25 protein-coding genes are annotated in these 26,426 nt (G+C 50.5%); 8 read left to right on the top strand and 17 right to left on the bottom strand.

Annotated elements, in window-relative coordinates; genetic code table 11:
• Position 1 precedes the first annotated feature (1 nt).
• The 16 genes from rbfA to tsaB form a co-directional block, all read right to left on the bottom strand.
• Positions 2-445, bottom strand: coding sequence for a 30S ribosome-binding factor RbfA (gene rbfA / locus JNC77_RS01820; protein WP_374829005.1), 444 nt, complete (start codon positions 443-445; stop codon positions 2-4).
• 229 nt (positions 446-674) lie between these two features.
• Positions 675-3,602 carry a translation initiation factor IF-2 gene (gene infB, locus JNC77_RS01815; protein WP_374829004.1) on the bottom strand — a complete coding sequence of 976 codons (2,928 nt, stop codon included), beginning with the start codon at positions 3,600-3,602 and terminating at the stop codon, positions 675-677.
• On the bottom strand, positions 3,599-4,240 hold the full coding sequence (locus JNC77_RS01810) for an RNA-binding protein (RefSeq protein WP_374829003.1): 642 nt from the start codon (positions 4,238-4,240) through the stop codon (positions 3,599-3,601). The genes infB and JNC77_RS01810 overlap by 4 nt, the downstream gene beginning before the upstream one ends.
• Before the next feature lie 116 nt (positions 4,241-4,356).
• A complete protein-coding gene (gene nusA, locus JNC77_RS01805; RefSeq protein ID WP_374829002.1) occupies positions 4,357-5,961 on the bottom strand; it encodes a transcription termination factor NusA in 1,605 nt (534 codons plus the stop codon).
• A gap of 53 nt (positions 5,962-6,014) precedes the next feature.
• Positions 6,015-6,698 carry a ribosome maturation factor RimP gene (gene rimP / locus JNC77_RS01800; RefSeq protein ID WP_374829001.1) on the bottom strand — a complete coding sequence of 228 codons (684 nt, stop codon included), beginning with the start codon at positions 6,696-6,698 and terminating at the stop codon, positions 6,015-6,017.
• Between the two features lie 164 nt (positions 6,699-6,862).
• Entirely contained in the window at positions 6,863-7,564 is a 702-nt protein-coding gene (gene trmB / locus JNC77_RS01795) for a tRNA (guanosine(46)-N7)-methyltransferase TrmB (RefSeq protein WP_374829000.1), read from the bottom strand.
• A 30-nt stretch (positions 7,565-7,594) separates the two neighbouring features.
• Positions 7,595-8,860 carry a methionine adenosyltransferase gene (gene metK, locus JNC77_RS01790; RefSeq protein WP_374828999.1) on the bottom strand — a complete coding sequence of 422 codons (1,266 nt, stop codon included), beginning with the start codon at positions 8,858-8,860 and terminating at the stop codon, positions 7,595-7,597.
• 209 nt (positions 8,861-9,069) lie between these two features.
• Positions 9,070-9,480: a helix-turn-helix domain-containing protein gene (locus JNC77_RS01785; RefSeq protein WP_374828998.1), complete on the bottom strand. Its 411-nt coding sequence runs from the start codon at positions 9,478-9,480 to the stop codon at positions 9,070-9,072.
• A 160-nt stretch (positions 9,481-9,640) separates the two neighbouring features.
• Positions 9,641-11,227, bottom strand: coding sequence for an apolipoprotein N-acyltransferase (gene lnt, locus JNC77_RS01780; protein ID WP_374828997.1), 1,587 nt, complete (start codon positions 11,225-11,227; stop codon positions 9,641-9,643).
• A gap of 79 nt (positions 11,228-11,306) precedes the next feature.
• Positions 11,307-12,389 carry a hemolysin family protein gene (locus JNC77_RS01775; RefSeq protein ID WP_374828996.1) on the bottom strand — a complete coding sequence of 361 codons (1,083 nt, stop codon included), beginning with the start codon at positions 12,387-12,389 and terminating at the stop codon, positions 11,307-11,309.
• 2 nt (positions 12,390-12,391) lie between these two features.
• A complete protein-coding gene (gene ybeY / locus JNC77_RS01770; RefSeq protein ID WP_374830423.1) occupies positions 12,392-12,910 on the bottom strand; it encodes an rRNA maturation RNase YbeY in 519 nt (172 codons plus the stop codon).
• A 128-nt stretch (positions 12,911-13,038) separates the two neighbouring features.
• Entirely contained in the window at positions 13,039-14,103 is a 1,065-nt protein-coding gene (locus JNC77_RS01765; RefSeq protein WP_374828995.1) for a PhoH family protein, read from the bottom strand.
• Between the two features lie 60 nt (positions 14,104-14,163).
• Entirely contained in the window at positions 14,164-15,573 is a 1,410-nt protein-coding gene (miaB, locus tag JNC77_RS01760) for a tRNA (N6-isopentenyl adenosine(37)-C2)-methylthiotransferase MiaB (protein ID WP_374828994.1), read from the bottom strand.
• Between the two features lie 59 nt (positions 15,574-15,632).
• A complete protein-coding gene (gene olsA, locus JNC77_RS01755; protein ID WP_374828993.1) occupies positions 15,633-16,436 on the bottom strand; it encodes a lyso-ornithine lipid O-acyltransferase in 804 nt (267 codons plus the stop codon).
• Positions 16,433-16,936, bottom strand: a complete 504-nt coding sequence (locus tag JNC77_RS01750) for a GNAT family N-acetyltransferase (protein WP_374830418.1) — start codon at positions 16,934-16,936, stop codon at positions 16,433-16,435. Before JNC77_RS01750 ends, olsA begins: the two co-directional genes overlap by 4 nt.
• Positions 16,937-16,993: 57 nt before the next feature.
• Positions 16,994-17,698, bottom strand: a complete 705-nt coding sequence (gene tsaB, locus JNC77_RS01745) for a tRNA (adenosine(37)-N6)-threonylcarbamoyltransferase complex dimerization subunit type 1 TsaB (RefSeq protein ID WP_374828992.1) — start codon at positions 17,696-17,698, stop codon at positions 16,994-16,996.
• Between the two features lie 205 nt (positions 17,699-17,903).
• Here tsaB and dps point away from each other — a divergent pair, with 205 nt between their 5' ends.
• A complete protein-coding gene (gene dps / locus JNC77_RS01740; RefSeq protein WP_374828991.1) occupies positions 17,904-18,395 on the top strand; it encodes a DNA starvation/stationary phase protection protein Dps in 492 nt (163 codons plus the stop codon).
• A 15-nt stretch (positions 18,396-18,410) separates the two neighbouring features.
• On the opposite strand, the gene JNC77_RS01735 is transcribed toward dps, so the two are convergent.
• Positions 18,411-18,776 (bottom strand): septal ring lytic transglycosylase RlpA family protein, encoded by a 366-nt coding sequence (locus tag JNC77_RS01735; RefSeq protein ID WP_374828990.1) that lies wholly within the window; start codon positions 18,774-18,776, stop codon positions 18,411-18,413.
• Between the two features lie 702 nt (positions 18,777-19,478).
• On the opposite strand from JNC77_RS01735, the gene JNC77_RS01730 reads away from it, so the two are divergent.
• The 7 genes from JNC77_RS01730 to phoB all read left to right on the top strand — a co-directional run.
• The gene (locus JNC77_RS01730; protein WP_374830416.1) at positions 19,479-19,847 is read left to right on the top strand and encodes a YbaN family protein; all 369 of its coding nucleotides are present in this window, start codon (positions 19,479-19,481) and stop codon (positions 19,845-19,847) included.
• A gap of 148 nt (positions 19,848-19,995) precedes the next feature.
• Positions 19,996-21,042 (top strand): PstS family phosphate ABC transporter substrate-binding protein, encoded by a 1,047-nt coding sequence (locus tag JNC77_RS01725; protein WP_374828989.1) that lies wholly within the window; start codon positions 19,996-19,998, stop codon positions 21,040-21,042.
• A 136-nt stretch (positions 21,043-21,178) separates the two neighbouring features.
• Positions 21,179-22,642 carry a phosphate ABC transporter permease subunit PstC gene (gene pstC / locus JNC77_RS01720; protein WP_374828988.1) on the top strand — a complete coding sequence of 488 codons (1,464 nt, stop codon included), beginning with the start codon at positions 21,179-21,181 and terminating at the stop codon, positions 22,640-22,642.
• Positions 22,642-23,970, top strand: a complete 1,329-nt coding sequence (gene pstA, locus JNC77_RS01715; RefSeq protein ID WP_374828987.1) for a phosphate ABC transporter permease PstA — start codon at positions 22,642-22,644, stop codon at positions 23,968-23,970. Before pstC ends, pstA begins: the two co-directional genes overlap by 1 nt.
• A 62-nt stretch (positions 23,971-24,032) precedes the next feature.
• Positions 24,033-24,806 carry a phosphate ABC transporter ATP-binding protein PstB gene (gene pstB, locus JNC77_RS01710; RefSeq protein ID WP_374830414.1) on the top strand — a complete coding sequence of 258 codons (774 nt, stop codon included), beginning with the start codon at positions 24,033-24,035 and terminating at the stop codon, positions 24,804-24,806.
• Between the two features lie 34 nt (positions 24,807-24,840).
• Positions 24,841-25,563 carry a phosphate signaling complex protein PhoU gene (phoU, locus tag JNC77_RS01705; protein WP_374828986.1) on the top strand — a complete coding sequence of 241 codons (723 nt, stop codon included), beginning with the start codon at positions 24,841-24,843 and terminating at the stop codon, positions 25,561-25,563.
• A 180-nt stretch (positions 25,564-25,743) separates the two neighbouring features.
• A partial coding sequence (phoB, locus tag JNC77_RS01700) for a phosphate regulon transcriptional regulator PhoB (RefSeq protein ID WP_374828985.1) occupies positions 25,744-26,426 on the top strand: 683 nt, incomplete at its 3' end.

Genomic DNA, 26,426 nt, shown 5'->3' with positions numbered 1-26,426 from the left:
CTTATTCTGCTCCGCGCTCACTCTTGCGATCATCCAAATCATCGGCCTCATCCACAGAATGATCCAGATCTCGGGCGACTTCAGGAGAACGCAACAGAGCGTCAATTTTCGAGAAATTATCGAAGCTTGTATCAATGCGGAAACGGAATTCCGGCATATATTTCATCTGGCTCAAGTAAGGCGCCATTTTACCACGCAAAAACTTAGCGTGTTTTGCCAAGGCTTTGACCACCGCCTGACCATCCACATCGCCCAATGGAGTGATGAAGCATGTAGCAATTTTCAAATCCGGCGACATACGTACTTCGGAAATCGAAATAACAGTTTGTTCCAGTAATTCATCGTGAATTTGTTCGCGTTGCAGCACTTGTGCAATTGCATGGCGCACTTGCTCGCCCACACGAAGCTGGCGCTGCGAAGGGCCGTTGCCTTGATGACGTGACATTGTTTTTTAATCCCGGTTTTTATTATTAAAGCACCATACTTCGCGGGGATCAAACCCGCCAGTAAATCCACTCCGGCTTATTACATCTTATGTTTAAAGCGGATTATAGCAGATGCATGCAATCTTATCGAAAATTGAACAAGCAGATTGATCCTGCCTATAGAAGAAGAAAGGACGTGCGCAGCTTTAACGCCACGCACGCCCTTAATATTTGGAAACCGCCGTCCAATTAGAGCGTACGGGTAATATGCTCAACGCGGAAGGCTTCGATGATGTCGCCAGCGCGCATATCATCGTAGTTTTCAAAGGCCATACCACATTCCTGACCGACAGGAACTTCAGATACCTCGTCCTTGAAGCGCTTGAGAGTCTTGAGCTTGCCTTCGTGAATAACAACGTTATCACGGATAAGGCGCACACCTGCACCACGCTCAACCTTACCTTCGGTGACGCGGCAACCAGCCACTTTACCGACCTTGGTAATGTTGAAGACTTCAAGAATTTCTGCGTTACCGATGAAGGTTTCACGACGCTCTGGTGACAACAGACCCGACATTGCCGCTTTCACGTCATCCAACAGATCGTAGATGATGTTGTAGTAGCGGATTTCGATGCCCTGCTGTTCAGAAGCAGCGCGCGCCTGCTGGTTGGCACGAACGTTAAAGCCGATGATCGCGGCGTTTGAAGCTTCTGCCAGCGCAATATCGCTTTCGGTAATACCACCGGCACCCGAATGAACGATACGTGCACGAACTTCGTCGGTACCAAGCTTGTCGAGAGACGCGATAATCGCTTCCACCGAACCCTGCACGTCACCTTTGATGACAAGCGGGAATTCTTTCAAGCCGGTATCCTGCAAGTTCGACATCATCTGCTCAAGCGAGCCACGCATACCGGTCTGACGGGCAACTGCCTTGTCACGTGCCAGACGCTGACGATATTCAGAAATTTCACGTGCCTTGGCTTCGTTGGCAACAACAGCGAAACGGTCACCGGCCTGCGGTGTACCAGAGAGGCCGAGGATCTCAACCGGCATTGCAGGACCAGCTTCTTTCACGTGATCGCCGTGGTCGTTGACCAGAGCGCGTACACGACCCCATTCGCTGCCGGCCACGATGATTTCACCCGGACGCAATGTACCTTTTTGAACCAGAACGGTTGCGACAGAACCGCGACCACGATCCAGCTGCGCTTCAATGACAACACCTTCAGCCGTACGCTCAGGATCAGCTTTGAGATCCAGAATTTCAGCCTGCAAAAGCACGGCTTCAAGCAGCTTGTCGAGGTTCATGCGCTGCTTGGCAGACACTTCCACATCGAGCACTTCACCGCCCATGGTTTCAACAAAAACATCGTGCTGCAACAGTGCAGTGCGAACTTTTTGCGGATCAGCAGTCGGTTTATCAATCTTGTTGATGGCAACAATGATCGGAACGCCGGCAGCTTTGGCATGATTGATGGATTCAATTGTCTGCGGCATCACGCTATCATCAGCAGCGACCACCAGAATGGCGATATCGGTTGCCTGCGCACCACGAGCACGCATCTGTGTAAAGGCAGCGTGACCAGGGGTATCGATAAAGGTGATCTTCTGGCCGTTCTGTTCAACCTGATAAGCACCGATATGCTGGGTAATACCACCGGCTTCACCCGATACGACATTCGCTTTACGGATCGCATCGAGAAGAGAAGTTTTTCCGTGGTCAACGTGACCCATAATGGTCACAACAGGCGCACGCGGCAACATCGCTGCTGTATCATCTTCTACGTTGAAGATACCTTCTTCGACGTCAGATTCAGCAACACGTTTAACGGTATGACCAAATTCTTCCGCAATGAGCTGAGCCAGATCGGAATCGATCACATCGCCCGGCTTCATCATCTGCCCCTGTTTCATCAGATATTTGATGATATCAACTGAGCGTTCAGTCATACGCTGCGCCAGCTCCTGAATGGTGATGGTTTCAGGTACAGTCACTTCACGAGAAATCTTCTCGCGCACTTCCTGCATCTGGGAGCGTTTGAATTTTTCCTGACGGCGACGCATCGCTGACAATGAACGCCCACGTGCACTATCTTCTTCCAAGTTACTGGTCAGGGTCAGTTTGCCGCGACGGCGATCATCTTCACCCTTCACAACCTTTGGTGCGCGCACTTCAGGTTTCGCAGGTGTAGCACTGCCGCCACGACGGGCACCCGGACCACGACGATCATCATCGTCATTATTATTATTTTTGCTACGTGACAACACGCCGGATGTGTTCGGCTTCAGCGGCACCTGATCTATCGGTGTTGCCGCAACTGGGGCAGGTCGTGAACCACCGCGCTGATTGTCAGAACGTGGCTGTGCATTGCGCACTGGCGCGGCAGCAGCAGGTGCGTTTTTCGCAGCTTCTTTTTCCTGAGCCTGACGGGTTTCCGCCTCGGCTTTCAGACGTGCATCTTCAATTGCCTGCAAGCGGGCAGCTTCTTCACGCTCTTTTGCAAGGCGCGCATCTTCTGCAGCCTGACGGACAGCTTCTTCAGCGGCACGTTTTTTCTCTTCTGCATCACGCACCATTGCATCTTCCAATGCACGGCGGCGGGCATCCATTTCATTGCGTGACAAAGTATTGAGCACTGCACCACCGCGTTCATTGGAGCGCGAACGGTTCTGCTGGCCATCACGTTGTGGACGGCCTCCATTTTGCTGGCGCTGTCCTTGTCCCTGACGCTGCTGACCACCGCGTGGTTGTTGTGCCTGAGCTTGCGACTGTGCGGGTTTTGGTGCCGCAGGCTTTGTAACTGGAGCTTCAACAGGCTTCACCACAGCTGGCTTAACTTCTGCCGCCGGTGCAGTATCTGCCGGAGCAACGGGTGCCGGTGCTGAAACTGGCGCAGCAACAGGAGCAGCCGGAGCTGGTGCCGCCGGTGCCGCAGCTTGTGGCGCAACCGGGGCTGGTGCAACCGGCTTGGCCGCTACAGGTTCTACCGCTGCCGGCTTGTCGTCTGGTCGCGCAAATTTGCGTTTTTTCGTTTCCACGACGACAGATTTCGTGCGTCCGTGGCTAAAATTTTGGCGCACGGTGCTCTGTTCAACGCTTGACCGTTTAAGGGTCAACGTTTTTTTGTTATCGACGCCCAGCGTCTTGTCGTCGTTAGATTTGCTGTCGCTCATTCCGTTTCCGTTTCCCTGACGGCATCCGCCGTTTCACTTTCCGAATTCGTGGCGATTTGCCCGCGATAATTTCGCAACATGTGCGCCCGCTTAACGAACCCGTTCGCCGCCATTCCTTGGAGCACGGCAGCATGTATCACATTTCCACCCCCGAATGCCAAATCCATTTCCTCTCCAGTAAAAAGAGAAAAAGCGGGGATGTCACGCCCCAGCGTATGGATCACGGCACGGCGGGCCTGATCAAGTTTTCTCACGCCATCCGGCGAAGCTTCCAAAGCATGCAATACCATAATTGCATTGCCTGAACGTATATCCGCATCAACCTTGGCGGAGCCTGTAACAACAACGCCAGATTTACGGGCAAGAGCCAAACTGCCAATTGCGGATTTTGTCAGCAGCTGATCCACCAGCGCGCCAAGATCCGGTTGGACTGTTACACCCATTTTAAGGCCGCGCGCAAATAAATTACGCTTGACGGCCTCATCCACTTTCCCGCGCTCGGCTGTAACCCAACATCCGCGCCCGGGCAAATTCGCTTTCAGATCCGGCACAACCGAACCATCCGGCCCTGCGACAAACCTTATCATGTTTTCGACAGAACCGCTCTCACGCGTAACGATGCAACTTCTGTCATTCATGCCAATTTCTGTCACTCTTGTGGGCCTCACTCAAGAACCCTTGCCTATGGCAGGCAAGAACCCCCGCCTTATGGCAGGTTGGCGCGCAAACGCCAACCCCTTAACATCAAGAAACCTTAAACGGTTTCTTCTGCTATTTCGTCGCCATCATCTGTTTCGGTGACAACAGCTTCATCTTCAGTAATCCAGCCGCACTTCAAACGTGCCTGCAAGATCATCTGTTCAGCCTCAACACGTGAAAGCTCGAAGTTCGACAAAATACCGGAATGGTTGATTGTCTCACCTTCTTTACGTTCACGCCAGCCAACCAGATCATCAACAGCATAACCGGCAAAATCTTCAACGGTTTTCACGCCATCTTCACCAACCGCGACCATGATGCCTGTGGTCATGCCCGACAATTCACGAAGCTCGTCTTCAACACCCAGTTCAAGACGACGGGCATCTTGTTCGTTTTCAAGACGATCGAGATATTCACGGGCACGATCCTGAATTTCACCTGCAGTTTCATCACCGAAACCATCAATCGACGAAATTTCTTCCGCTTCCACATAAGCCAGCTCTTCAACGGAAGCAAAACCTTCCGATGCCAGTACCTGACCTACCATCTCGTCAACATTGAGCGCTTCCATGAATAAAGCGGAACGCTCAGCAAATTCTTTCTGACGACGCTCAGACTCTTCATTTTCGGTCATGATGTCGATATCCCAGCCGGTCAGCTGCGAAGCCAGACGAACGTTCTGACCGCGACGACCGATCGCCAATGATAATTGGTCATCAGGAACCACAACTTCAATACGCTCTGCATCTTCATCCAGAACAACCTTGGCAACTTCAGCAGGTTGCAAGGCATTTACGATGAAGGAAGCAGCATCTGGCGACCATGGAATAATATCCACTTTTTCGCCCTGCAATTCTGCCACAACTGCCTGCACACGGGAACCGCGCATACCAACGCAGGCACCGACAGGATCAATGGAAGAATCACGTGATACAACAGCGATCTTGGCGCGCGAACCCGGATCACGGGCAACCGACTTGATTTCGATGATGCCGTCGTAGATTTCCGGCACTTCCATGGTGAACAATTTCGCCATGAACTGCGGATGAGTACGCGACAGGAAAACCTGCGGGCCACGCTGTTCACGACGAACATCGTAAACATAGGCACGAATGCGATCACCATAACGGAATGCTTCACGCGGGATCAGTTCGTCACGGCGCACAATCGCTTCACCACGACCCAGATCAACAATCACATTGCCATATTCAACGCGCTTGACGGTACCATTGATGATTTCACCAACGCGGTCATGGAATTCATCATACTGACGATCACGCTCGGCTTCACGCACTTTCTGCACGATAACCTGCTTGGCGGACTGGGCTGCGATACGGCCAAAATCCATCGGCGGCAGCTGGTCGGCCAGGAAGTCACCGATCTGCGCATCAGGATTACGCTCGCGGGCTGTTTCCAGTGCAATTTGCGTATTGTAATCTTCAACCAGTTCAACAACTTCCAGCAAACGCTGCAATTTGATTTCACCAGATTTCGCATTGATATCAGCACGAATATTGGTTTCCTGACCATAGCGCGAACGCGCAGCTTTCTGGATGGCATCGGCCATCGCCGCGATTACGATTTCGCGGTCGATAGACTTCTCACGGGCGACCGCATCGGCGATCTGCAGAAGTTCCAGCCTGTTTGCACTGACTGCCATAAGTCTCTCCTTGGTGCCGCGCCCGCCCTTTCCTCTTGGACGGGTGCTCAATCTTAATCTTTTTCGCCAACGTCGCTTGTGTCAGCGTCATCTGAAGCAGTACCGGTGACATCACCCAGCTCATCGTTTAATTCGCCGCCAGGAATACGTCCCTCACGAAGATCTTTATCTTTACGCAGAGCGTCACGAATCAAATCATCCGTCAAAACCAGTCGCGCATCAGAAATTACATCATATGGAATAGTTACGACCTGTTCATGACCATAACCAACCTGATCATTTTCAATCGTCACGCCTTCATCGTCATGAGCCGTGATTTTACCACGAAACTTCTTGCGGCCATTAATAATCATGGATGTTTCAATCCGCGCCATATGACCCGACCAATCAGCAAAATCGGATACGCGAACCAATGGGCGATCAATACCAGGAGAAGAAACTTCCAGATGATATTTACCGCTGATCGGATCATCCACATCAAGTGCGGGCGATACGTTGCGGCTGATCAGCTCGCAATCTTCCACCGTCATAGTACCGTCAAAGCGTTCAGCCATAATCTGCAACGTAGCGCCGTTCAAGCCGGACAGGCGAACACGCACCAGCCGAAAACCAAGCACCTGCAAAACAGGCTGGACAATAGCCGCTACCTTCGCATCAACACCGGTTTCACGAATGATGCGTGTATCAGCCACGGTTTCAGCAGCGTTTGTTTGTGCAGTGTCTAATTGTTCGGACAACCCAGTTTATTCCCTTTAATTTGTATCATCAAACAAAAAAGAGCGGGACCGACCGGACCCACCCTTGTTCAATCGACCAAGAATTTGAAATGAATATACCGACTTTTCCTGTTCTTTTCAAGTACGCAGTTCAGATACAGCAATATTCATAGGCTGTGACATTATCACTTGCAGATAAATGTCAGATAAGCCCCCTTACGCCCCTCGCGGAAAGCCTTGGCTTCATAGCGTGTGCCCGGCCAACCTTCATATGGTGTGTTCCAATCCGCCGAAGACGATGCCTGCCACTCAAAAGCTTGATGGGAATCGCAATGTTGCAATGTCCAATTCACATATGATTCAATATCGGAAGCGAATCGGAAACGTCCGCCGGATTTCAAAACCCGTGCAAAACGATCCAGATTTTTCTGACTGACAAAGCGACGCTTCCAATGACGTTTTTTATGCCACGGATCAGGATAGAAAAGATCAATGCCCGCCAATGAATTGTCAGGAAGCCAATCCAGCACTTCCGTTGCGTCATCATCATAAAGACGAATATTTTGCAGCGGTGTTTCGTGCAGTGTGCCCAGCATTTTCGCCATACCATTGACGAAAGGCTCGACACCAATAAAGCCGCTTTGTGGTGTGCGCCCTGCTTCATGCATCAAATGCTCGCCGCCGCCAAAGCCGATTTCCATCCGGACATTTTCAACGGGAGCCGCAAAAAGACTGCACAAATCCTGCGGCGCACGTTCGTTCAGATCAATCAGCAATTCAGGCAGCAAGCCTTCACGCAGCATCTTTTGATGCGGGCGCAATGGCTTACCATGACGGCGACCGAAGAATGCCTCGGTCGCACGTGATTTTTTCATCTCATCCGACATAAATATTTCCGTCAGGCTGCCATGTTTTCATCAAGCAACAAGCGCACTTTTAAGCGCTGTGGCCAGATCCGTTTTTTCCCACGAGAACGAGCCGTCACGACCAGGCTTGCGGCCAAAATGGCCATAAGCAGCAGTCTTGGCATAGATCGGCTTGTTCAGATCCAAATGTTTGCGGATACCGGTTGGCGACAGATCGACAACTTTACGCAAAGCGCTTTCAAGTGCTGCCTCGTCTACCTTACCGGTGCCATGCAAATCGACATAGACAGACAAAGGCTGTGCTACACCGATGGCATATGACAACTGAATAGTGCAGCGATCGGCAAAACCGGCAGCAACCACATTTTTCGCCAGATAGCGGGCAGCATAAGCGGCGGAACGATCCACTTTGGTGGTATCCTTGCCCGAAAACGCACCGCCGCCATGCGGCGCCGCACCACCATAAGTGTCGACAATGATTTTACGGCCGGTGAGGCCTGCATCACCATCGGGACCGCCGATGACAAATTTGCCGGTCGGGTTGATGTACCAAACGCAATCATCGGCGATTGGCAAACCATCCAGCGCTTGCAAAATATAAGGCTCAACCACCGTGCGAACCTTGGCTGAATCCCAGCTTGCATCCAGATGCTGTGTGGAAAGAACAATCTGCGTCACTTCCGCAGGCTTGCCGTTCACATAACGCACAGTTACCTGACTTTTAGCATCAGGCCCAAGCTTGCCTGCTTCGCCTTCACCGCTATGACGGGCAGCAGCAAGAAGCTCAAGAATTTTATGTGAGTAGTAAATTGGTGCCGGCATCAGTTCAGGCGTTTCACGGCAAGCATAGCCAAACATGATACCCTGATCGCCAGCACCTTCTTCGCCTTGACGGTCGGCCGCATTATCAACGCCCTGCGCAATATCCGCTGATTGCGAATGCAGCAATACGTCGATTTTGACGGTCTTCCAATGGAAACCATCCTGCTCATAACCGATCTCGCGAATGGCTTTACGGGCGGCGGAGCGGAAACGAGCCGGATTGATGACCGGATTTCCATTGTCATCTATGATGACATTACCGTCCTTATCCTTTTTCAGGAAAGTTTCAGGCACGCGCACTTCACCGGCGATCACCACGCGGTTTGTCGTCGCCAATGTTTCACAAGCGATACGCACTGTCCAAGGATCAACACCGGAACGGCGTGCCTCCTTGTAAATCATATCTACAATTTCGTCGGAAATACGATCACATACCTTATCGGGGTGGCCCTCAGATACGGATTCGCTGGTAAAAAGATAAGAACTGCGCGACACGGGAAACCCCTCTAGAAAATCTTGCGGAGCCAGATCTCCGCTTCAGACAGACAGCACAGTAAAGGTGATTTTTCGGATGTAAACACAAGAAATGCGCTTACCCGAAACAATCACCTTAACTTTTTATGTCTTTGCCAACATAGTTCTTTAGCGTCAACAGCAATTGTGCCGATAACACTCTTCTCATCACGAATTGTTGAGGGAAAAGATTATTCCGCGTCAGGATCCAGCGTCTTGACCAGATCAATAATCTTGCGGCGAATTTTCGGATCGGTAATTTTGGTAAAAGCGCGTGTCAGTTGAACACCTTCATTGGAATTCATGAAATCGACGATATAGGTTGAGTCATTCTCTTCGGCAAAACCCGTGGTTTGCGTTTCGGAACCCGGTGCATCTTCAAAGAAAAAAGAAACAGGGACATTGAGAATGGAAGAAATAGCCTGCAAGCGGCTGGCTCCGACGCGATTGGTGCCTTTTTCATATTTCTGAATCTGCTGGAATGTAATGCCGAGGCTTTCACCCAGTTTTTCCTGACTAAAGCCCAACATATTCCGACGCAGACGAATACGACTACCTACATGGATATCAATCGGGTTGGGCTTCTTTTTATTCTGTACCATTCAAATGCTCCTCGCGATTTGCGAGCTTCCCTGTACGTGCTTCACTCGACCGCAAAACACCATACGATTTCAAATTACGTGATATTTCAAAGACTGCGCTGCTATGTGATTTCAAAATGTCAGCATGATGAAACTATAACAACCGATGAAAATTGCGATGTCAATCGCGCTGTGATTTTCTTTTATACACAATTGCTAATAAACCACAAAGTAGTAGCAAGATCATCGCCCACGTTTGGCGCGAAGCCCATCCCTTGTCATCAACGTCTAACCGCAGCGGCGGTAAAACCGCATCCACCACACCAACCTCATTGAGGTTAAGAGACGCAATGATTCGGCCATAACTGTCGGTGACCGCCGATATACCGTTATTGGCAGCACGCAACAGCGGCATCCCTTGCTCCACTGCACGCAGTTGCGCCTGCCGAAAATGTTGGTAAGGCCCCGGTGTATTGCCATACCATGCATCATTGGTGACATTGACAATCGCGCCAGCACGCTCGCCCTGATAATCAAGTTCATTGCCAAAAATCGCCTCGTAGCAAATTAAAGGCAAGATAGCCAGCTTCTCTCCGATTTTCAGTGAATGACGGCTTTTTCCGGCTTTAAAACCTCCCGGCATTTCCACAACTTCTTGCAAGCCAAGCGCACGCAAAACGCCTTCCAACGGCAAATACTCGCCAAAAGGTACCAAATGCACTTTGTCAAAAGAGCTGATGATAAAGCCCTGATCGTTAATCACGGTGATTGAATTATAATAATTCAATCCTTGCGGTGTCTCTTCCTCACGCACCGCACCTACCATCAGCAATTGACCATCCTGCAACACGTCAGCAATACGCGCCAAGGCATCAGGGGTTTGGGTCAAAATGTAAGGAACGGATGTTTCCGGCCAGATGATGATATCGGGGCGCAGCGCACCATCTTGTGGCGCTTGCGCGGTGAGGCTCAAGTGACGCTCGAAAATACTGCGCCGCTCGGCATTATCCCATTTGAGATCCTGCGCAATCGATGGTTGAACAATACGGATATGCGGATTGGTTGCCGCCACTTCTACCGGCTGGTGAAGCTGCCATGCGCCATAGCCCAAATGAGCAACCACAAGCAGCAGGCCAAACACCATACCACCCAACCTGTGGCGCTTGCCGATCAATAAAGCAGGCATGGCAAAAACCATGACTGCCAGCGCATTCATGCCAGTCAGTCCGACAATCTTGGCCGATTGCATCAATAATGGTGTCGGCATTGCCGTGTAGCCGATGGAATTCCACGGGAAACCGGTCAGAATAAAGCTGCGCAGATATTCGGCAACACCAAAACCAAAGGCGAGTGCGAAAATGCGCCCCAATCCATGAGACCAAAAGAGCCGCGCCAAGTAAGCAGCAAAGCCATAAAACAGGGCTAAAAAGGCAGGCAAACCCACAACCGCAAGCGGCAGCGCCCATGCAAATTGCTCGGCGTCAACCAGAAGGGCCGCGCCAATCCACCATAGGCCACCGACAAAATAGCCAAAGCCAAACCACCAGCCAGTGGCAAAGGCTGGCAATGCATCGCGCAACATTTTTTTTCCGACGTGTTTTACCGGGCGATCAAGCAGCCAGACCAGAGTTGGAAAAGCAATGAACCCAACGGGCAGAAAATCATATGGAGGAAGCGCCAGCGTCAAAAGCAGACCGGCAAACAGGCTTAAAAAGCGATGTGGCCATTTCCCTGACAGGGTTATTTTTTGAGCCAATTGCGCAAACATGAAAATCCCGATCAGTACAATTCCAATTCAAACACAGGCGAAAAGCGTATTTTAACAGCACTTTTCGCCTGTTTGTTTTTTAATGTTCGGTAACGTGTTCTTCGCCGGATTTTGTCGTCACACCAGCGCGCGCCTGACGACGGCGATCAGCAGCTGACAGCGGAATAATCCGCACCCGGCGAATACGGCGCGGATCAACTTCCAGCACGTGGAATTCATAGCCCGGAATAGCCTGCACCACTTCGCCGCGTGACGGAATACGGCCCAGCACCGAGAAGATCAGACCGCCAACCGTATCCACATCTTCGCCATGTTCACCCACAGCAAAAGACGGGCCGATTTTCTCCGTCAGCTCGTCCAGATCTGCACGGGCATCCACAACAAAAATGCCGTCAGCTTCCTGCAAGATCATGATTTCTTCGTCATCATGCTCGTCTTCAATATCACCGACGACCATTTCAACAATATCTTCCAGCGACACCAGACCATCAGTGCCGCCATATTCGTCAATGACCAGCGCCATTTGAATATGACTTGCCTGCATGCGCGCCATCAGGCCGCTTGCCAGCATGGATGGCGGTACAAACAACACTTTACGCATCAAATTCAGTTCACCGATGGTCTTGGTCAGATCAATGCGGCCAATGTCAAATTTGGTTGGTGTTGTGCCCGCCGTTTTCGTAGCGGCACCATTGCGGCGGCTCGATTTTTGGCGTGACTGGCGGGTGATAAAATTCAAAACATCGCGGATATGGATCATACCGCGCGGATCATCGAGGGTTTCGGCATAGACCGGCATGCGTGAATGGCCGGACTTTTCAAACTGTTCCAGCACTTCGCCGAGTGGTGTTGAAATTTCCACCGCTTCCACATCGGCGCGCGGAATCATCACATCTTCAACGCGGATTTCACGCAGGCGCAAAATATTATTGAGCATCGCCCGTTCTTCAGGCGAGAAAACCGTATTGCTACTGTCTTGTTCCGACAGCGCGTCAGCCAAATCTTCACGCAGGGAAGATGTTTGGCGACTGCGTAAAAACGGCAATAAATTGCTTAAGAATGAGCGCTTCTCCGTTGGAGAGGCTCTGTGCGTACTCTGCCCCTCCGGATCAGTATTTTGCGGGACATCGCCCGAGGGGGGAACACTAGTTTGATCAGACATGGTCAACCGGCTTTGTTAGGTGAAAGGGTTTGTGAATATGGATCGGGAATAGCAAGGGCGGCCAAAATATCGCGCTCCCATTGTTCCATGATTTCAGCGTCAAGGTCATCTTCATGGTCATAGCCTAAAAGATGCAGGAAACCGTGCACAATCATATGGTTCAAATGATGCTCAAAAGGTTTATCTTCTTGCTGCGCTTCGCGCATCACTGTTTCGCGCGCGATGACAATATCGCCGAGCATCGGCCCGGGTTTTGCACCCGCTTTAACCGGAAAGGCCGGAAAAGACAAAACATTGGTTGCCTTATCCTTGTTGCGCCACTGCGCATTCAGCTCCTGAATAGAAGCATCATCGGTAAAAACGAGACTTAACTCACTTTGCCCGTCATCGGTAAAAAGGCTTTTCCATGCGGTATCAACCGCTTTTTGCGCCACTTGGAGTAAGGCGTCCTCTTCGGGCCAGCCTTCCGCCTCTATCAATATATCGATGTCGATCACTTTTAAAACGGCAGTTGCGGCTATCAAGAAGCCGGCTGACGCATAGTCCTTTCTCTTACAAACTCTAAAGTCGTTTTAAATAGCATATAAACATGGATAGATCATAGCGCTCACCGCAAAATACAAGGCTCGCACCTTATTTTTGTGCCAGTTCAGCCAGCCGATCTTCCATCATTGTCATAGGCTTCAACAATAGCCGCCACCAGCGCATGGCGCACCACGTCTTTTTGAGTGAAGCGGACGGTCACAACACCATCGACATTGTCCAGAATACGCAAGGCTTCGACAAGGCCGGATTTCTGACCGGGCGGCAAGTCAATCTGGCTTGGATCACCGGTCACAATCATGCGTGATCCCTCACCCAAACGCGTGAGAAACATCTTCATCTGCATAGAGGTCGTATTTTGCGCCTCATCCAGAATAACCGCAGCATGAGCAAGGGTACGTCCGCGCATGAAGGCAAGCGGCGCAATTTCAATCACACCCGCAGTTAAAGCGCGCTCCACTTTATCGGCAGGCATCATATCATAAAGCGCATCATAAAGCGGTCGCAGATAAGGATCGACCTTCTCTTTCATGTCACCCGGCAAAAAGCCCAAGCGTTCGCCTGCTTCCACCGCCGGGCGCGACAAAATAATGCGCTCGACCAGTCCGCGCTCCAACAGCATCGCAGCATGAGCAACCGCCAGATAGGTTTTACCGGTTCCGGCAGGGCCGACACCAAAAACCAGTTCGGAGCGGTCAAGAGCGCGCATATAGGCATCTTGCGTCGGCGTGCGGGCAAAAATAGTTTTCTTGCGGGTGGAAATTTGCGCAGAGGCTAATTTGCCTTTGTTTTCCATCGTAGGAAGCGGCAACTGCCCCTCCGCAGTCGTGGTTATATTTCCGGCCATACGCAAAGCACCATCAACATCGGAAAGCGTGATCTCACGTCCTTTTTGTAAAAAGCCGTAAAGCTCATCCAATGCGCGACGCGCCTGTTCGGTCGCTGAAGGCGTGCCGCGAATCGTCAGCTCATTGCCTTTGGAGCGGACATCAACGCCGAGCTTCTGCTCGATGCGCGCCAGATTTTCATCAAACTGCCCGTAAAGCGCAATGGCGTGACGATTATTGTCAAAAGTCAGCACAATATGCGCCATATCCGAAGCGCCATTAGATAATTTGTTCTGTGTTTCAGTCTTACTCTTATCGGTCTTCAGCTGTTCTGTAGCGCTCAACCGGCCCCCCCCATCGAATGAAAAACACCCGCGAAACTATATGATGCTCTTATCATGCCTTTAAGACAGTTTTTTCGCAACCAAACTATTGGTTCCTGTGGAAATGATTTCAACATTGATAATATCACCGATCTGGTCGTGATTATTATCAAGAATAACCGGCAGCAACCACGGTGATCGACCAACCATTTGCTGTTCCTCACGTCCCGGCTTTTCAATCAGCACGCTGGTTTTTTTACCAACCAGACTATCCTGAAACGCATATTGCTGCTCATTAAGCAAAGCCTGCAAGCGCTGCAAACGTTCGTCTTTGACCGCTTCATCCACATGATCGGGCAAATCTGCGCCCGGCGTTCCCGGGCGACTGGAATATTTGAAAGAATAGGCCTGCGCATAATTTACATCACGCACCAGCTGCATTGTATCTTCAAAATCCTGATCTGTTTCACCAGGGAAGCCGACAATAAAGTCACCTGACAGCGCCATATCAGGGCGTGCTTCACGGATACGTTCGATCAGGCGGCGATAATCATCGCCCTTATGTTTGCGGTTCATCGCTTTCAAAATACGATCCGAGCCTGCCTGCACCGGCAGATGCAGATAAGGCATCAAAATATCAAGATCACGATGTGCATTGATCAATGCATCATCCATATCGCGCGGATGGCTGGTGGTATAACGAAGACGCTTAAGCTCCGGCACATCGGCCAAACGGTAAAGCAGTTCGCCAAAGCCCCATTCACGGCCATCATCGCCAAGCCCGTGCCATGCGTTCACATTCTGGCCAAGCAGGGTAATTTCGCGCACACCACCAGCCACAAGCCTTTCAGCCTCGGCCAAAATTTGCGCAACCGAACGCGATACTTCCGAACCGCGCGTATAAGGCACCACGCAGAATGTGCAGAATTTATCACAACCTTCCTGAACGGTCAGGAAAGCGGAGACACCGCGTTTGCGCACCACTTCGCGCTGTGGTGCTGGCAGATGTTCAAATTTGTCTTCCAGTGCATATTCGGTTTCGACAACCTTTTCGCCACCGCGCACTTTAGCCAGTGCCTGCGGTAAACGGTGATAGGTCTGCGGCCCGATCACCAGATCAACGGATGGTGCACGGCGCAGGATTTCCTGTCCTTCGGCCTGCGCCACACAACCGGCAACACCGATGGTCAGTTCTTTGCCATTGGCCGCATTTTTATCTTTAAGTTTACGCAAACGACCAAGCGCTGAATAAAGCTTTTCGGAAGCGCGCTCACGAATGTGACACGTATTGAGCAGCACCAGATCCGCATCTTCCGGCGTATCGGTTGAAATATAACCCTCCGCCGCCAGACTGTCGGCCATACGCTGACTGTCATAGACATTCATCTGGCAGCCATAGGTTTTCACAAAAACCTTGCGCGTATTGGCAGGTGTTTTTGCGTCATTATCTGGGGTCGGATTCAAAGAAGGGATCGTTTCAAGAGTGCTCATAGGCTGGCTTCTAAACCTTTTATCGCCGTTTGAGAATAGTTAGGCCGACGATATTTCCATCAACCCGGTTTAATTTCGCGCCCTAAGAGCGAGGATTGCAGTTGCGAGCGAACCCTCTCCTCCATCACACGGGCTAAAAGCTTGCGGTCGGTTTTGGCGTCAATCACCATCGGTTCACCGAAACTGATTTCCACATCAATAGCACCTTCTTTCAAGATACCTTTCAGATGTGGCATCAATTCGACATCCCCCGGCCATGACGCAATCGGACGATGATAGCGCCCCATCGCCATACCATGCACACCTGTATAAGCAATTGAAACTGGTTGAACTGTCACATGTTCAGCACCACCCTCGCGGATGGCTGCATGAGCCGCGCCAAAAAGTGCAGTTTTAAACGGCAATAACCGATTACCGTCCGACGTTGTGCCTTCCGGAAACAGTACCATCACATCGCCTGCCGCAAGCCTTGTAGCAATTTCCGATGCCTGTTCGCCGGTTTTTCCGCGCTTTGCCCGCTCGACAAAAACCGAGCGCTGCAAATATGCCAAATGACCGAAAACCGGCCATGACCGCACTTCGGATTTAGCGATAAAAGACACCTCTGCGACCGTAGAAAGAACGATAATATCGCTCCATGAAATGTGATTCGACACTAAAAGCAGCGGCCGGTCTTCGCTCATTGTACCGATGGTTTTGACGCGAAAACCAAACAACCTTGCCACCAAACGATGGAAAAATCGCGGCAAACGGCGCTGGAACACATGATTGAGCTTCATGAAAATATACTGAAACGGCACCAGCGACAGGGTCAGCAGAATGAAAGCAACCAGCACAAAAAGGATTCTGACAGCACCAATCATTTGGCAACCACCAGATCACGGCGCAAAATCAGCGCAGAAGCATAAGTGCCATCAGCATGCTGATAATAACTGGGGCGATCACCCACTTTGATAAAACCAAGTCGGTTATAAAGCGCTTGCGCCGCCACATTGCTTTTATCGACTTCCAGAAACAGACTTGCCGCACGCTCATGGTGCAAATGACGCAAAACTGCATCCATCAGCCCGTGTCCGGCGCCCAGTTTACGTGAAGCGATATCAACGGCAATGGTCAAAATTTCTGCTTCATCCACCACCAGACGCGCCAGCACAAATCCGGCCAGTTTGTTGGGCTCTCCTTCCCGGCGCGCCAAAAAACCAAACACTGTAGGCTCACTCAAAAGTCCGCGAAAATCTTCTGTCGTCCACCCCTGATGGAAAGAGGCCATATGTACATCTTCCAACGCGGCGCTATCATCCGGCCTCAATGGTGCAATTGAAAAGCCTTTTTTATTAAAGTGCTCCATCAAGCGCCCCATCAAGTTTTTCGCTGATAACTTGCTGCCCGAGCTGAACATTGTTTGTTTTTCGCCCCACCCCTATGACGCCTGCTCTTCTGATTTGACCTCTGACTTACGAGGTAAAGCAAAGCCAACCTGCGGTTTGGCGTCTGGCCCGCGCAAATAAAGCGGCTTTGGTGCTTCACCCATTGGTTTTGTCGCAGCAATGCGCGCATAAACAGCAATATCGGCGGTTGGTTCGGTTTGCGCAATCACATGTGTCTCCCCAAGTGCTTGCGTGACCGCAGGTGCAGCCGATCCGGTCAGCACATGATCGGGTTTTTCGGCACATAATTGCACCGCTTCTTGTAATGTCAGCGCCAAGGCTTCCGTTTCCGGCTCGCCATTGCCGTCAAAGCTTTGCGCAAAAATTTCACCGCGATGCGCATCAAGCAGCACCAATACCGGACGCTTAGCATAGCTCTCATGAGCTTGAGCGCAAAGCGCTTCAAAAGCAGTCACACCAATGGCGGTACTATTTAAAGCCAAAGCAAAGCCACGTGCCGAAGAAACTGCAATACGAACGCCGGTGAAAGAGCCTGGCCCGACATTGACCGCCACGCGATCAATCTGATGAAAATCCAGTCTTGCCTCTTCCAGCACGTCTTGCACATAGGCCATCAGCACTTCGGCATGGCCTTTTCCGATATTTTCACGGCGCTGTGCCAGCACTAAAGCTTTTTCACTGTCATAAAGGGCGGCGGCACAAAAAGAAGCCGCAGTATCAAGAGCAAGTATTTTCATGATCTATCAGGTAAAACAGATATTGTGTTCCGGCAAGCTTCTGCATCTTTTTTCTGCGTTTAAAAACACTATATTATATATAAACCTGTTATGGAGAGGGAACCAACTGTCATTAACAGCGTTTAGTTTAAGAGATGTGGCTCTGGCGGGCTCCCAAAGGCATGAGTCATTGACAATGATAATTTGTAAAGCAAGCGAGGATATAATGGCTAAAACCCATAACACACGTAACGATCTGCCATCCAATGCCAAAGCAACGGTTATTTCTCTGCTTAATCAAAATCTGGCGGCAACGCTGGATCTGTCACTGGCAACCAAGCAGGCACACTGGAATCTTAAAGGTCTGCAATTTATCGCTGTGCATGAAATGCTGGATGGTTTCCGCGATAGTCTGGATGAGCATACCGACACTATCGCCGAGCGTGTTGTGCAATTAGGCGGCACCGCGATGGGAACTGTGCAGACCGTTGGCAACGACACTAACCTCAAGCCATATCCGACCGATATTTATAATATTCATGATCACCTGAATGCGCTGATCGACCGCTACGCTGCAGTCGCCAATCTGGTGCGTCAGTCAATCAAAGAGGCCGATGAGGCAGGTGATGAAACTTCAGCCGATGTTCTCACCGCTGCGTCGCGTGATCTCGACAAATCCCTGTGGTTCCTCGAAGCGCACCTGCAGGAAAAAAACTAAAGCTTTAAAAAGCTATTAGCCCTTTTTCGCGGCAACCGGTGTAATGCACACTTTTGTATGACCGGCATTGATAAAGCCCAAACGGCTTGCCGCACCTTTAGATAAATCCAACACGCGGCCTTTGATGAAAGGGCCGCGATCGTTTATCCGCACTATCAGTGACTTGCCGTTGGCCTGATTGGTTACCTTCACTTTCGTACCCAGTGGCAATGTTCGATGTGCCGCAGTCATACCGGCCGGATTCATCCGCTCGCCAGATGCTGTCTTGGATGTCAGCGCATACCATGAAGCACCGCCGCATTGTCCGGCTGATGCCAAAGCCGCATTGGCTGAAAATGCAAAAGCCATTCCAACAGTCAATAAAGCCACATATTTTTTCATTGTTTCAAGCATCCACAATTGCACATTAATATTTTCAACGCCGCACTTTTTAAAGAAATAAAAGGCAGACTTTAAAAACAATGTCCGATTGGCGGGTAAATGTGGCACTCAAGTGGACGAAATAAAGATGATTTAAGGCATTTTGAATCTATAGTTAAAAGGAAAATCATCCCATTGATCGGATAATTACTTTTTATATCTCAGTATAAATTTGAAATAACTTGATTATATTCACATGAATCAATCATAAAATATGTTATTCGTATGTTTACCATCAGAATAATTCGTTAACATCGGCTTCTTGAAAGTGCTCTGCGGATTTTTCATTGCATAAAGTAAAAGCGGCTTCACGATGCAAATGTTTTTTATTGACGAGCCAAGTTATCAGCCGTTTCACCGCAGTTAAGATTTGTGTCTTTTTTGCGGCAAATTTCAAGGCTTCAGCGCTGTAAATAACACAGTGAAATAGTTTGTGATCGCGTAAAGTTTACTTATTGACACTAGTTTTCAACATCCCGGTGTTTTGCCTACTGGCGATTCCATGCATAAACAGCTATCAAATCATGACCCTTGAAGGCATCTGAAAGATAAGCAGTGAGCAAACCGCACCCCGAAAACGTGAAAGACCAACAAACAGCTCATGATCAGGCAGAACCTGTAGATAGCGTCGCACAGGAACAACAAAAACCTGACGACAATGTTTTGTCTAAAGCGCAGCGCATCATTTATCTACTGCTCGGGTTTCTGATGCTGGCGCTTGGTATTATCGGTGCCTTTTTGCCCGTCATGCCGACTACAATCTTTATTATTCTGGCAGCATGGTTTTTCAGTCGCTCTTCTCCGGCATTGGAAGCCAAGCTTTTGGCAAATCCGCAATTCGGACCCATGCTGATTAAATGGCGTGATAAAGGTGCAGTGCCGGTCAAAGCCAAATTTTTTGCCTGTGGCGGCATGGCTGCGGGCTATGCCATCTTTTGGTGGGGTGCTCGCCCCGGCCTGTGGCTGGGATTAGGTGTTGCAATTTTCATGCTGGCAAGCGCCATTTATGTTGTCAGCCGTCCAAACGGCTGAAGCTAATCCTTAAAAAATTACCCGATATTTTTTGATAAAGTTCATATGACATGAAGCTGTAATATTACTGTCATATGACTGTAATAAACAGCGCCTAGACGGTTAGTGACATTAAACGTCATTGTCTTTACCAACTGGAGCTACTCCTATGAACACGTTGATTTCCACAACCGCTGCACTTGCTATTGCGGCTGTCATGTCGGTTTCCGCAGCATCCGCTCGCGACCAGCTTCAGGTCGCTGGTTCTTCAACCGTTCTGCCATATGCAAAAATCGTCGCTGAAACTTTCGGCGAAACATATCCTGACTTCAAAACTCCGGTGATTGAATCCGGCGGTTCGGGTGCAGGTATTAAAGAATTCTGTAAAGGTGTTGGTGAAAACACAATCGATATCGCCAATGCATCGCGTGGATTGAAGGACTCCGAACTGAAATCCTGCATCGATGCAGGTGTTAAAGATGTTCAGGAAGTTCAATTCGGTTATGACGGCATTGTCTTTGCTACCGATGCAAAAGGCCCTGAATGGAAGTTGAAGCCGGTTGATCTTTATCAGGCACTTGCTGCCAAAGTGATTGTAGACGGCAAGCTTGTAGACAATCCAAACACCAAATGGAATCAGGTTAACTCCGCTCTGCCGGATTGGGACATTGCGGCTTATATCCCTGGTGAAAAGCACGGTACCCGTGAAGTTTTCGAAGAAAAAGTTCTGACCGAAGGTTGTAAAGAATCCGGTGCTCTTGAGGCCATCAAAGCAACCGGCCTTGATGACAAAGCAGCAGCTTCCGCTTGTATTGCAGTTCGTAAAGACGGCAAAGCTGTTGATATCGACGGTGACTACAGCGAAACTCTTGCCCGCATCGACAGCAATAAAACAGGCGTTGGCGTTTTCGGCCTCTATTTCTACGAAAACAATGCTGACAAGCTGCGCGTAGCAACTGTCAACGATGTTGTGCCTTCAGCAGAAACTGTTGCTTCAGGCGACTATCCAGTATCCCGCCCGCTGTTCTTCTACGTGAAGAAAGCACACCTCGGCGTGATCCCCGGCTTGAAAGAATATGTAGATTTCTTCTTGTCCGAACAGATGGTTGGCCCGGACAGCCCGCTGGCTGAATATGGTCTGGTTCCTGCTCCGGAAGCAGAACGTGAAGCACAGCGCGCCGACTTTGCCGCTGGCAAGGTTATGGCTGCCAAATAAGACAAAAACAATTGAATGCGACAGGCAAATGCCTGTCGCATTCATTCCATGAAAGCTTTGCGGTTTTTCCACCGCATAAGCACAATCGCCTAAGCATTTTCACTAAAGTTTATGTAGCGCGCTTTAAGGAAATTGAATGTCCGCCTTACTGGTTTTATTCACAGTCATACTGATTGGTCTGGCTGGATTTTTTATGGGGCGTCAGAAAGCGCTTTCACAATATAAATCCGTGCCCCAAAACGAAAAAATGCACTCACGGCCTCATTATCACGGCTGGTGGGTGTTTTTGGTTTCCGCCCTGCCAGCAACTTTGTTTCTGATCGTATGGATGATCGGTTCCTCGGTTTATATCGAGCATAATGCGACGTCGCAGCTTTCAGAAGTTTCCACCACCAACAATAATCTCAATTTGAGCATGGTACGCGGCCTTGCCAAAGGTATCGAGCGCCTTCCCCTTCAGGAAAGAGACGCTCTGCCGACAAATTATCAGATGGCGCGTGAATATATGAGCAATAAGGGTATTGCGCTTGCCACTGAAGGTCAGGATTTCATGGTGCCGATCGCCCAATATTGGACAAAGGCATCTTCGCTGGCACAAAAAACCGGCACCGCCATCAGCATTGTGCTGGCCCTTGCCGGTGTGATTTTTGGCCTGTCTTCTATCAAAGTGCGCACACGTGCGCGCAATAATGTTGAAAGAATCGTGCTTTGGGGACTGATCGCTGCATCGGGTATCGCGATCCTCACCACTATCGGCATTATTTTCTCGATGCTGTTCCAGACAATCACTTTCTTCCAGTCTGTTTCTTTCTCCAACTTCTTCTTCGGCACCGTATGGGATCCGCGCTTTGCAGCTGCCGGTTCTGATGGTGCGGTTGGTCAGTTCGGCCTTATCCCGCTTTTGGCCGGCACACTTTATATCGCCTTTGTTGCCATGCTGTTTGCTGTACCTGTAGGCCTGTTCTCCGCTGTTTATATGGCGGAATATGCCTCGCCAAAGCTACGCAGTGTCGTCAAACCGGTGCTGGAGCTTCTTGCCGGTATCCCGACCATTGTTTACGGCTTTTTTGCCATGGTAACCGTTGGCCCGTTCCTGCGCGATCTCAGCATCGCCATTGCAGGCGGCCAAGGCTTTATCATGGCGCAGAGCGTGTTGACCGCTGGTCTGGTGATGGGCGTCATGCTGATCCCGTTTGTGTCTTCGCTCTCCGACGACATCATTACGGCAGTGCCCAATGCGATGCGTGACGGTTCGCTCGGGCTTGGTGCGACCCAATCGGAAACCATTAAAAAAGTGGTGCTTCCTGCTGCCCTACCGGGCATTGTCGGTGCGCTGCTTCTCACCGCTTCGCGTGCAATTGGTGAAACAATGATTGTGGTGCTGGCTGCCGGTGTTGCCGCCAATCTGACGCTCAACCCGTTTGAAGCCATGACCACCATTACCGTTAAAATCGTCAATCAGCTGACCGGTGACCTTGAGTTCAACTCACCGCAGACCTTGGTAGCCTTTGCCCTCGGCATCACCTTGTTCTTCCTGACGCTGATCATGAATATTTTTGCGCTCTATATCGTTCGCAAATATCGGGAGCAGTACGACTGATGAGTGATATGAGCCTTTCTTCAAATTCAACAGGTGCCCCGATGAATGCAAAACCAGCGCGCCGTGATATCGGCATCAAGCGCCGCTATGCTGCTGAACGCCGCTTCCGCCTTTATGGTATATTGGCAATCTGCGTCGGTGTGTTTTTTCTCTGCGCCTTGCTATTTACGGTTTTTTCCAAAGGCTACACCGCTTTTTGGCAAACCACGGTCAGCATTCCGGTGCTGCTCGAAGAAAAAGTAATCGACCCAAGCCATAAACGCGCTGAAGATCCGAATGTGCTGATCACAGCAAATTACCCGTTGCTGGTGCGTAATGCTTTGGCTCATCATTTGCAGGTGCAGACAGATGACAAAGCGACTATGCGTGAATTGGGTAAGTTTTATTCCGATGGTGTTCGCATTCAGCTGCGCCAAATGGTGATGGATAATCCGTCGCTTATCGGCACCACACAGAATATCAATTTCCTTGCCAGCGCCGATATTGATTCAGCCTTCAAAGGCCAGATTGATTTGAACGTACCGGAAGCAAACCGCAAAGTTACTGACCGTCAAGTTGACTGGATGCACAAGCTTTCAAAAGAAGGCGTGATGGGACAGAGCTTCAACACTGGCCTCTTTACCTATGGTGCTTCAAGCCGCCCTGAAACATCCGGTCTTGGTGTCGCTTTTGTAGGTTCGCTTTATATGATGTTGATCGTGCTTGGCATTGCATTGCCGGTCGGCGTTGCTGCTTCTATTTATCTGGAAGAGTTTGCAAAAAAAAATCGCTTCACCGATCTGATCGAAGTCAACATCAATAATCTGGCGGCTGTTCCCTCCATTGTATTTGGTCTGTTGGGGCTGGCGGTTTTCATCAATCTTTTCGGCCTGCCGCGTTCCGCCTCACTGGTCGGGGGCTTGGTGCTCTCGCTGATGACACTGCCAACCATCATTATTGCCACCCGTGCAGCACTGCGCGCCGTGCCGCCTTCCATCCGCGATGCGGCATTGGGGCTGGGCGCTTCTAAAACCCAAATGGTGTTCCACCATGTGCTGCCGCTTGCAGCACCGGGCATCCTCACTGGCACCATTATCGGTCTGGCGCAGGCTTTGGGTGAAACTGCACCGCTGCTTCTTATCGGAATGGTTGCTTTCGTTGCAAATGTTCCAACCACACCGCTTGAACCTGCCACAGCTCTGCCGGTTCAAATCTTCATGTGGGCAAATGAAGCCGAGCGTGCTTTCGTGGAACGTACATCCGGTGCCATCATTGTACTTCTGGCATTCTTGGCCATTATGAACATTGCTGCCATCATCCTGCGCCGTCGCTTCGAGCGCCGTTGGTAAGCGGAGCATTAACGATGAATACTGTAGCAGACTATCCTCAGGACAACCTACCGGGAGTTAAAATGAACCTCAGCGCCCAACCAACCAAAATGCGCGGTGAAAAAGTCAGCGTATTTTATGGCGCCAAACAAGCGCTGTTTGAAGTTGATCTCGATATTCCTGAAAAGATGGTGACCGCCCTGATCGGCCCTTCAGGTTGTGGCAAGTCCACCTTCCTGCGCTCGCTCAACCGTATGAATGATACGATTGAAGGCTGCCGCGTCGAGGGCAAAATCACCCTTGATAACGAGGATATTTATGATCCGAAAATCGACGTGGTGGAACTGCGCGCCCGTGTCGGCATGGTATTTCAGAAGCCAAACCCGTTTCCGAAATCCATCTTCGACAATGTGGCTTACGGCCCGCGTATCCACGGCCTTGCCAAAGACCGCACTGACTTGGAAGAAACCGTTATTACCAGCCTGAAAAAGGCCAGCCTTTATGAAGAGGTGAAAGACCGTCTTCATGATGCAGGCACTGGTCTTTCCGGTGGTCAGCAGCAGCGCCTTTGCATCGCGCGTGCCATTGCAGTGAGCCCTGAAGTTATCCTGATGGACGAACCATGCTCGGCGCTTGATCCGATTGCTACGGCCAAGATCGAAGAGCTGATTGACGAATTACGCCAGAATTACACCATTGCAATCGTCACGCACTCCATGCAGCAAGCCGCGCGTGTTTCGCAAAAAACTGCCTTCTTCCACCTAGGCAATATTGTCGAGGAAGGTGAAACCGAAGCGATCTTCACCGCACCAAAAGAAAAACGGACACAGGACTACATCACCGGCCGCTTCGGCTGATTGTGGTTACCGATATTTTTTAAGAGGTTTTTTCATGCCTATAAAACACACTGTCCGCTCTTATGATGAAGAACTGAAGTTCTTGGCCCATAAGATTGCCGAAATGGGCGGCCATGCCGAGCGTATGGTCGAGCAATCCATTGCCGCAATCGTCAATGCCGACAATGAGCTGGCACAACGCGTGATTGCCGATGATCTGTTTCTTGATGCAGCAGAACGCGAGATCGACGACAAGGCCATCACCATCATTGCCAAGCGCCAGCCCATGGCGATTGACTTGCGTGAAATTATCGGCGCCATCCGTATTTCTGCCGATCTGGAACGCGTGGGCGACCTGGGAAAAAACATTGCCAAGCGCGTTGCGGCTGTTTCCGACACCCGCCAATCCGTCAAGCTTTATCGCGGCCTTGAAACCCTGGCCGAGCTGGCACTCACCCAGCTGAAAGAAGTGCTTGATGCCTATGCCACCCGCTCGGTGGCACAGATCAATATTGTGCGTGACCGCGACGATGAAATCGACGCCATGTACACCTCGATTTTCCGTGAGCTTCTCACCTATATGATGGAAGATCCGCGCAATATTTCCTCCTGCACCCATTTGCTTTTCAGTGCGAAAAACATTGAACGCATCGGCGATCACGCCACCAATATTGCCGAGACGGTTTACTACATCGTTACCGGCCAGCAAATGCCGGCTGAACGGCCGAAAGAAGACCTCAGCCACGATATCATCGTGGCTGAAGCCCGCAAACCTTAAATGACCGGAAAGGCGGACAAAATTTTGATAAAAACTTATGTCCGCCAACGGTTTAATATGCAGCTTTCAAGAGCGGCGCTCCCGCTCTGCACCCTTGTTTTGTCGCAATTTCAGGCATGCATAATATTTTTTTCACCGCCTCTCCTGACTTTTGCGCCAATTGACTGAAGGAACCTTGTGATGTCACATGCCCCCAAAATTGCCGTCGTGGAAGATGAAGAAGCGCTGAGTGTATTGCTGCGCTATAATCTCGAAGCTGAAGGCTATCAGGTCACAACCATCATGCGCGGTGATGAAGCAGAAATTGCTTTACGCGAAGATGTACCCGACATGTTGATTTTGGACTGGATGCTGCCGGGTGTCTCCGGCATTGAACTGTGCCGTCGTTTACGCCAGCGCGCCGAGACCGAACGTCTGCCGATTATCATGCTGACTGCGCGTGGCGAGGAAAGCGAGCGCGTGCGCGGCTTGGCGGTTGGTGCCGATGACTATGTCGTAAAACCTTTCTCCACACCGGAACTGATTGCCCGTGTCAAAGCCATGCTGCGCCGTGCCAATCCAAGCTTGCTCTCGCATGTGCTAAAAGTCGGTGATCTCATTCTCGACCGTCAGCAGCACCGCGTCTATCGCAAAGACAAGGAAGTGCATCTGGGCCCGACCGAATATCGTCTGCTTGAATATTTCATGATGGCACCGGGACGCGTATTCTCCCGCAGCCAATTGCTGGATGGTGTCTGGGGCGCAGACATTTACGTTGATGACCGCACCGTGGATGTACATATCGGACGCCTGCGAAAAGCCATCAATCCGAATGGTTCAACCGACCCTATCCGCACTGTGCGCGGTGCAGGCTATTCATTCGG

The organism is Paenochrobactrum pullorum (assembly GCF_041929845.1).
Classification (GTDB): Bacteria; Pseudomonadota; Alphaproteobacteria; order Rhizobiales; family Rhizobiaceae; genus Paenochrobactrum; species Paenochrobactrum pullorum.
Note: the sequence above shows the minus strand (reverse complement) of the source record. Positions and strands in the feature narration are given on the sequence as shown.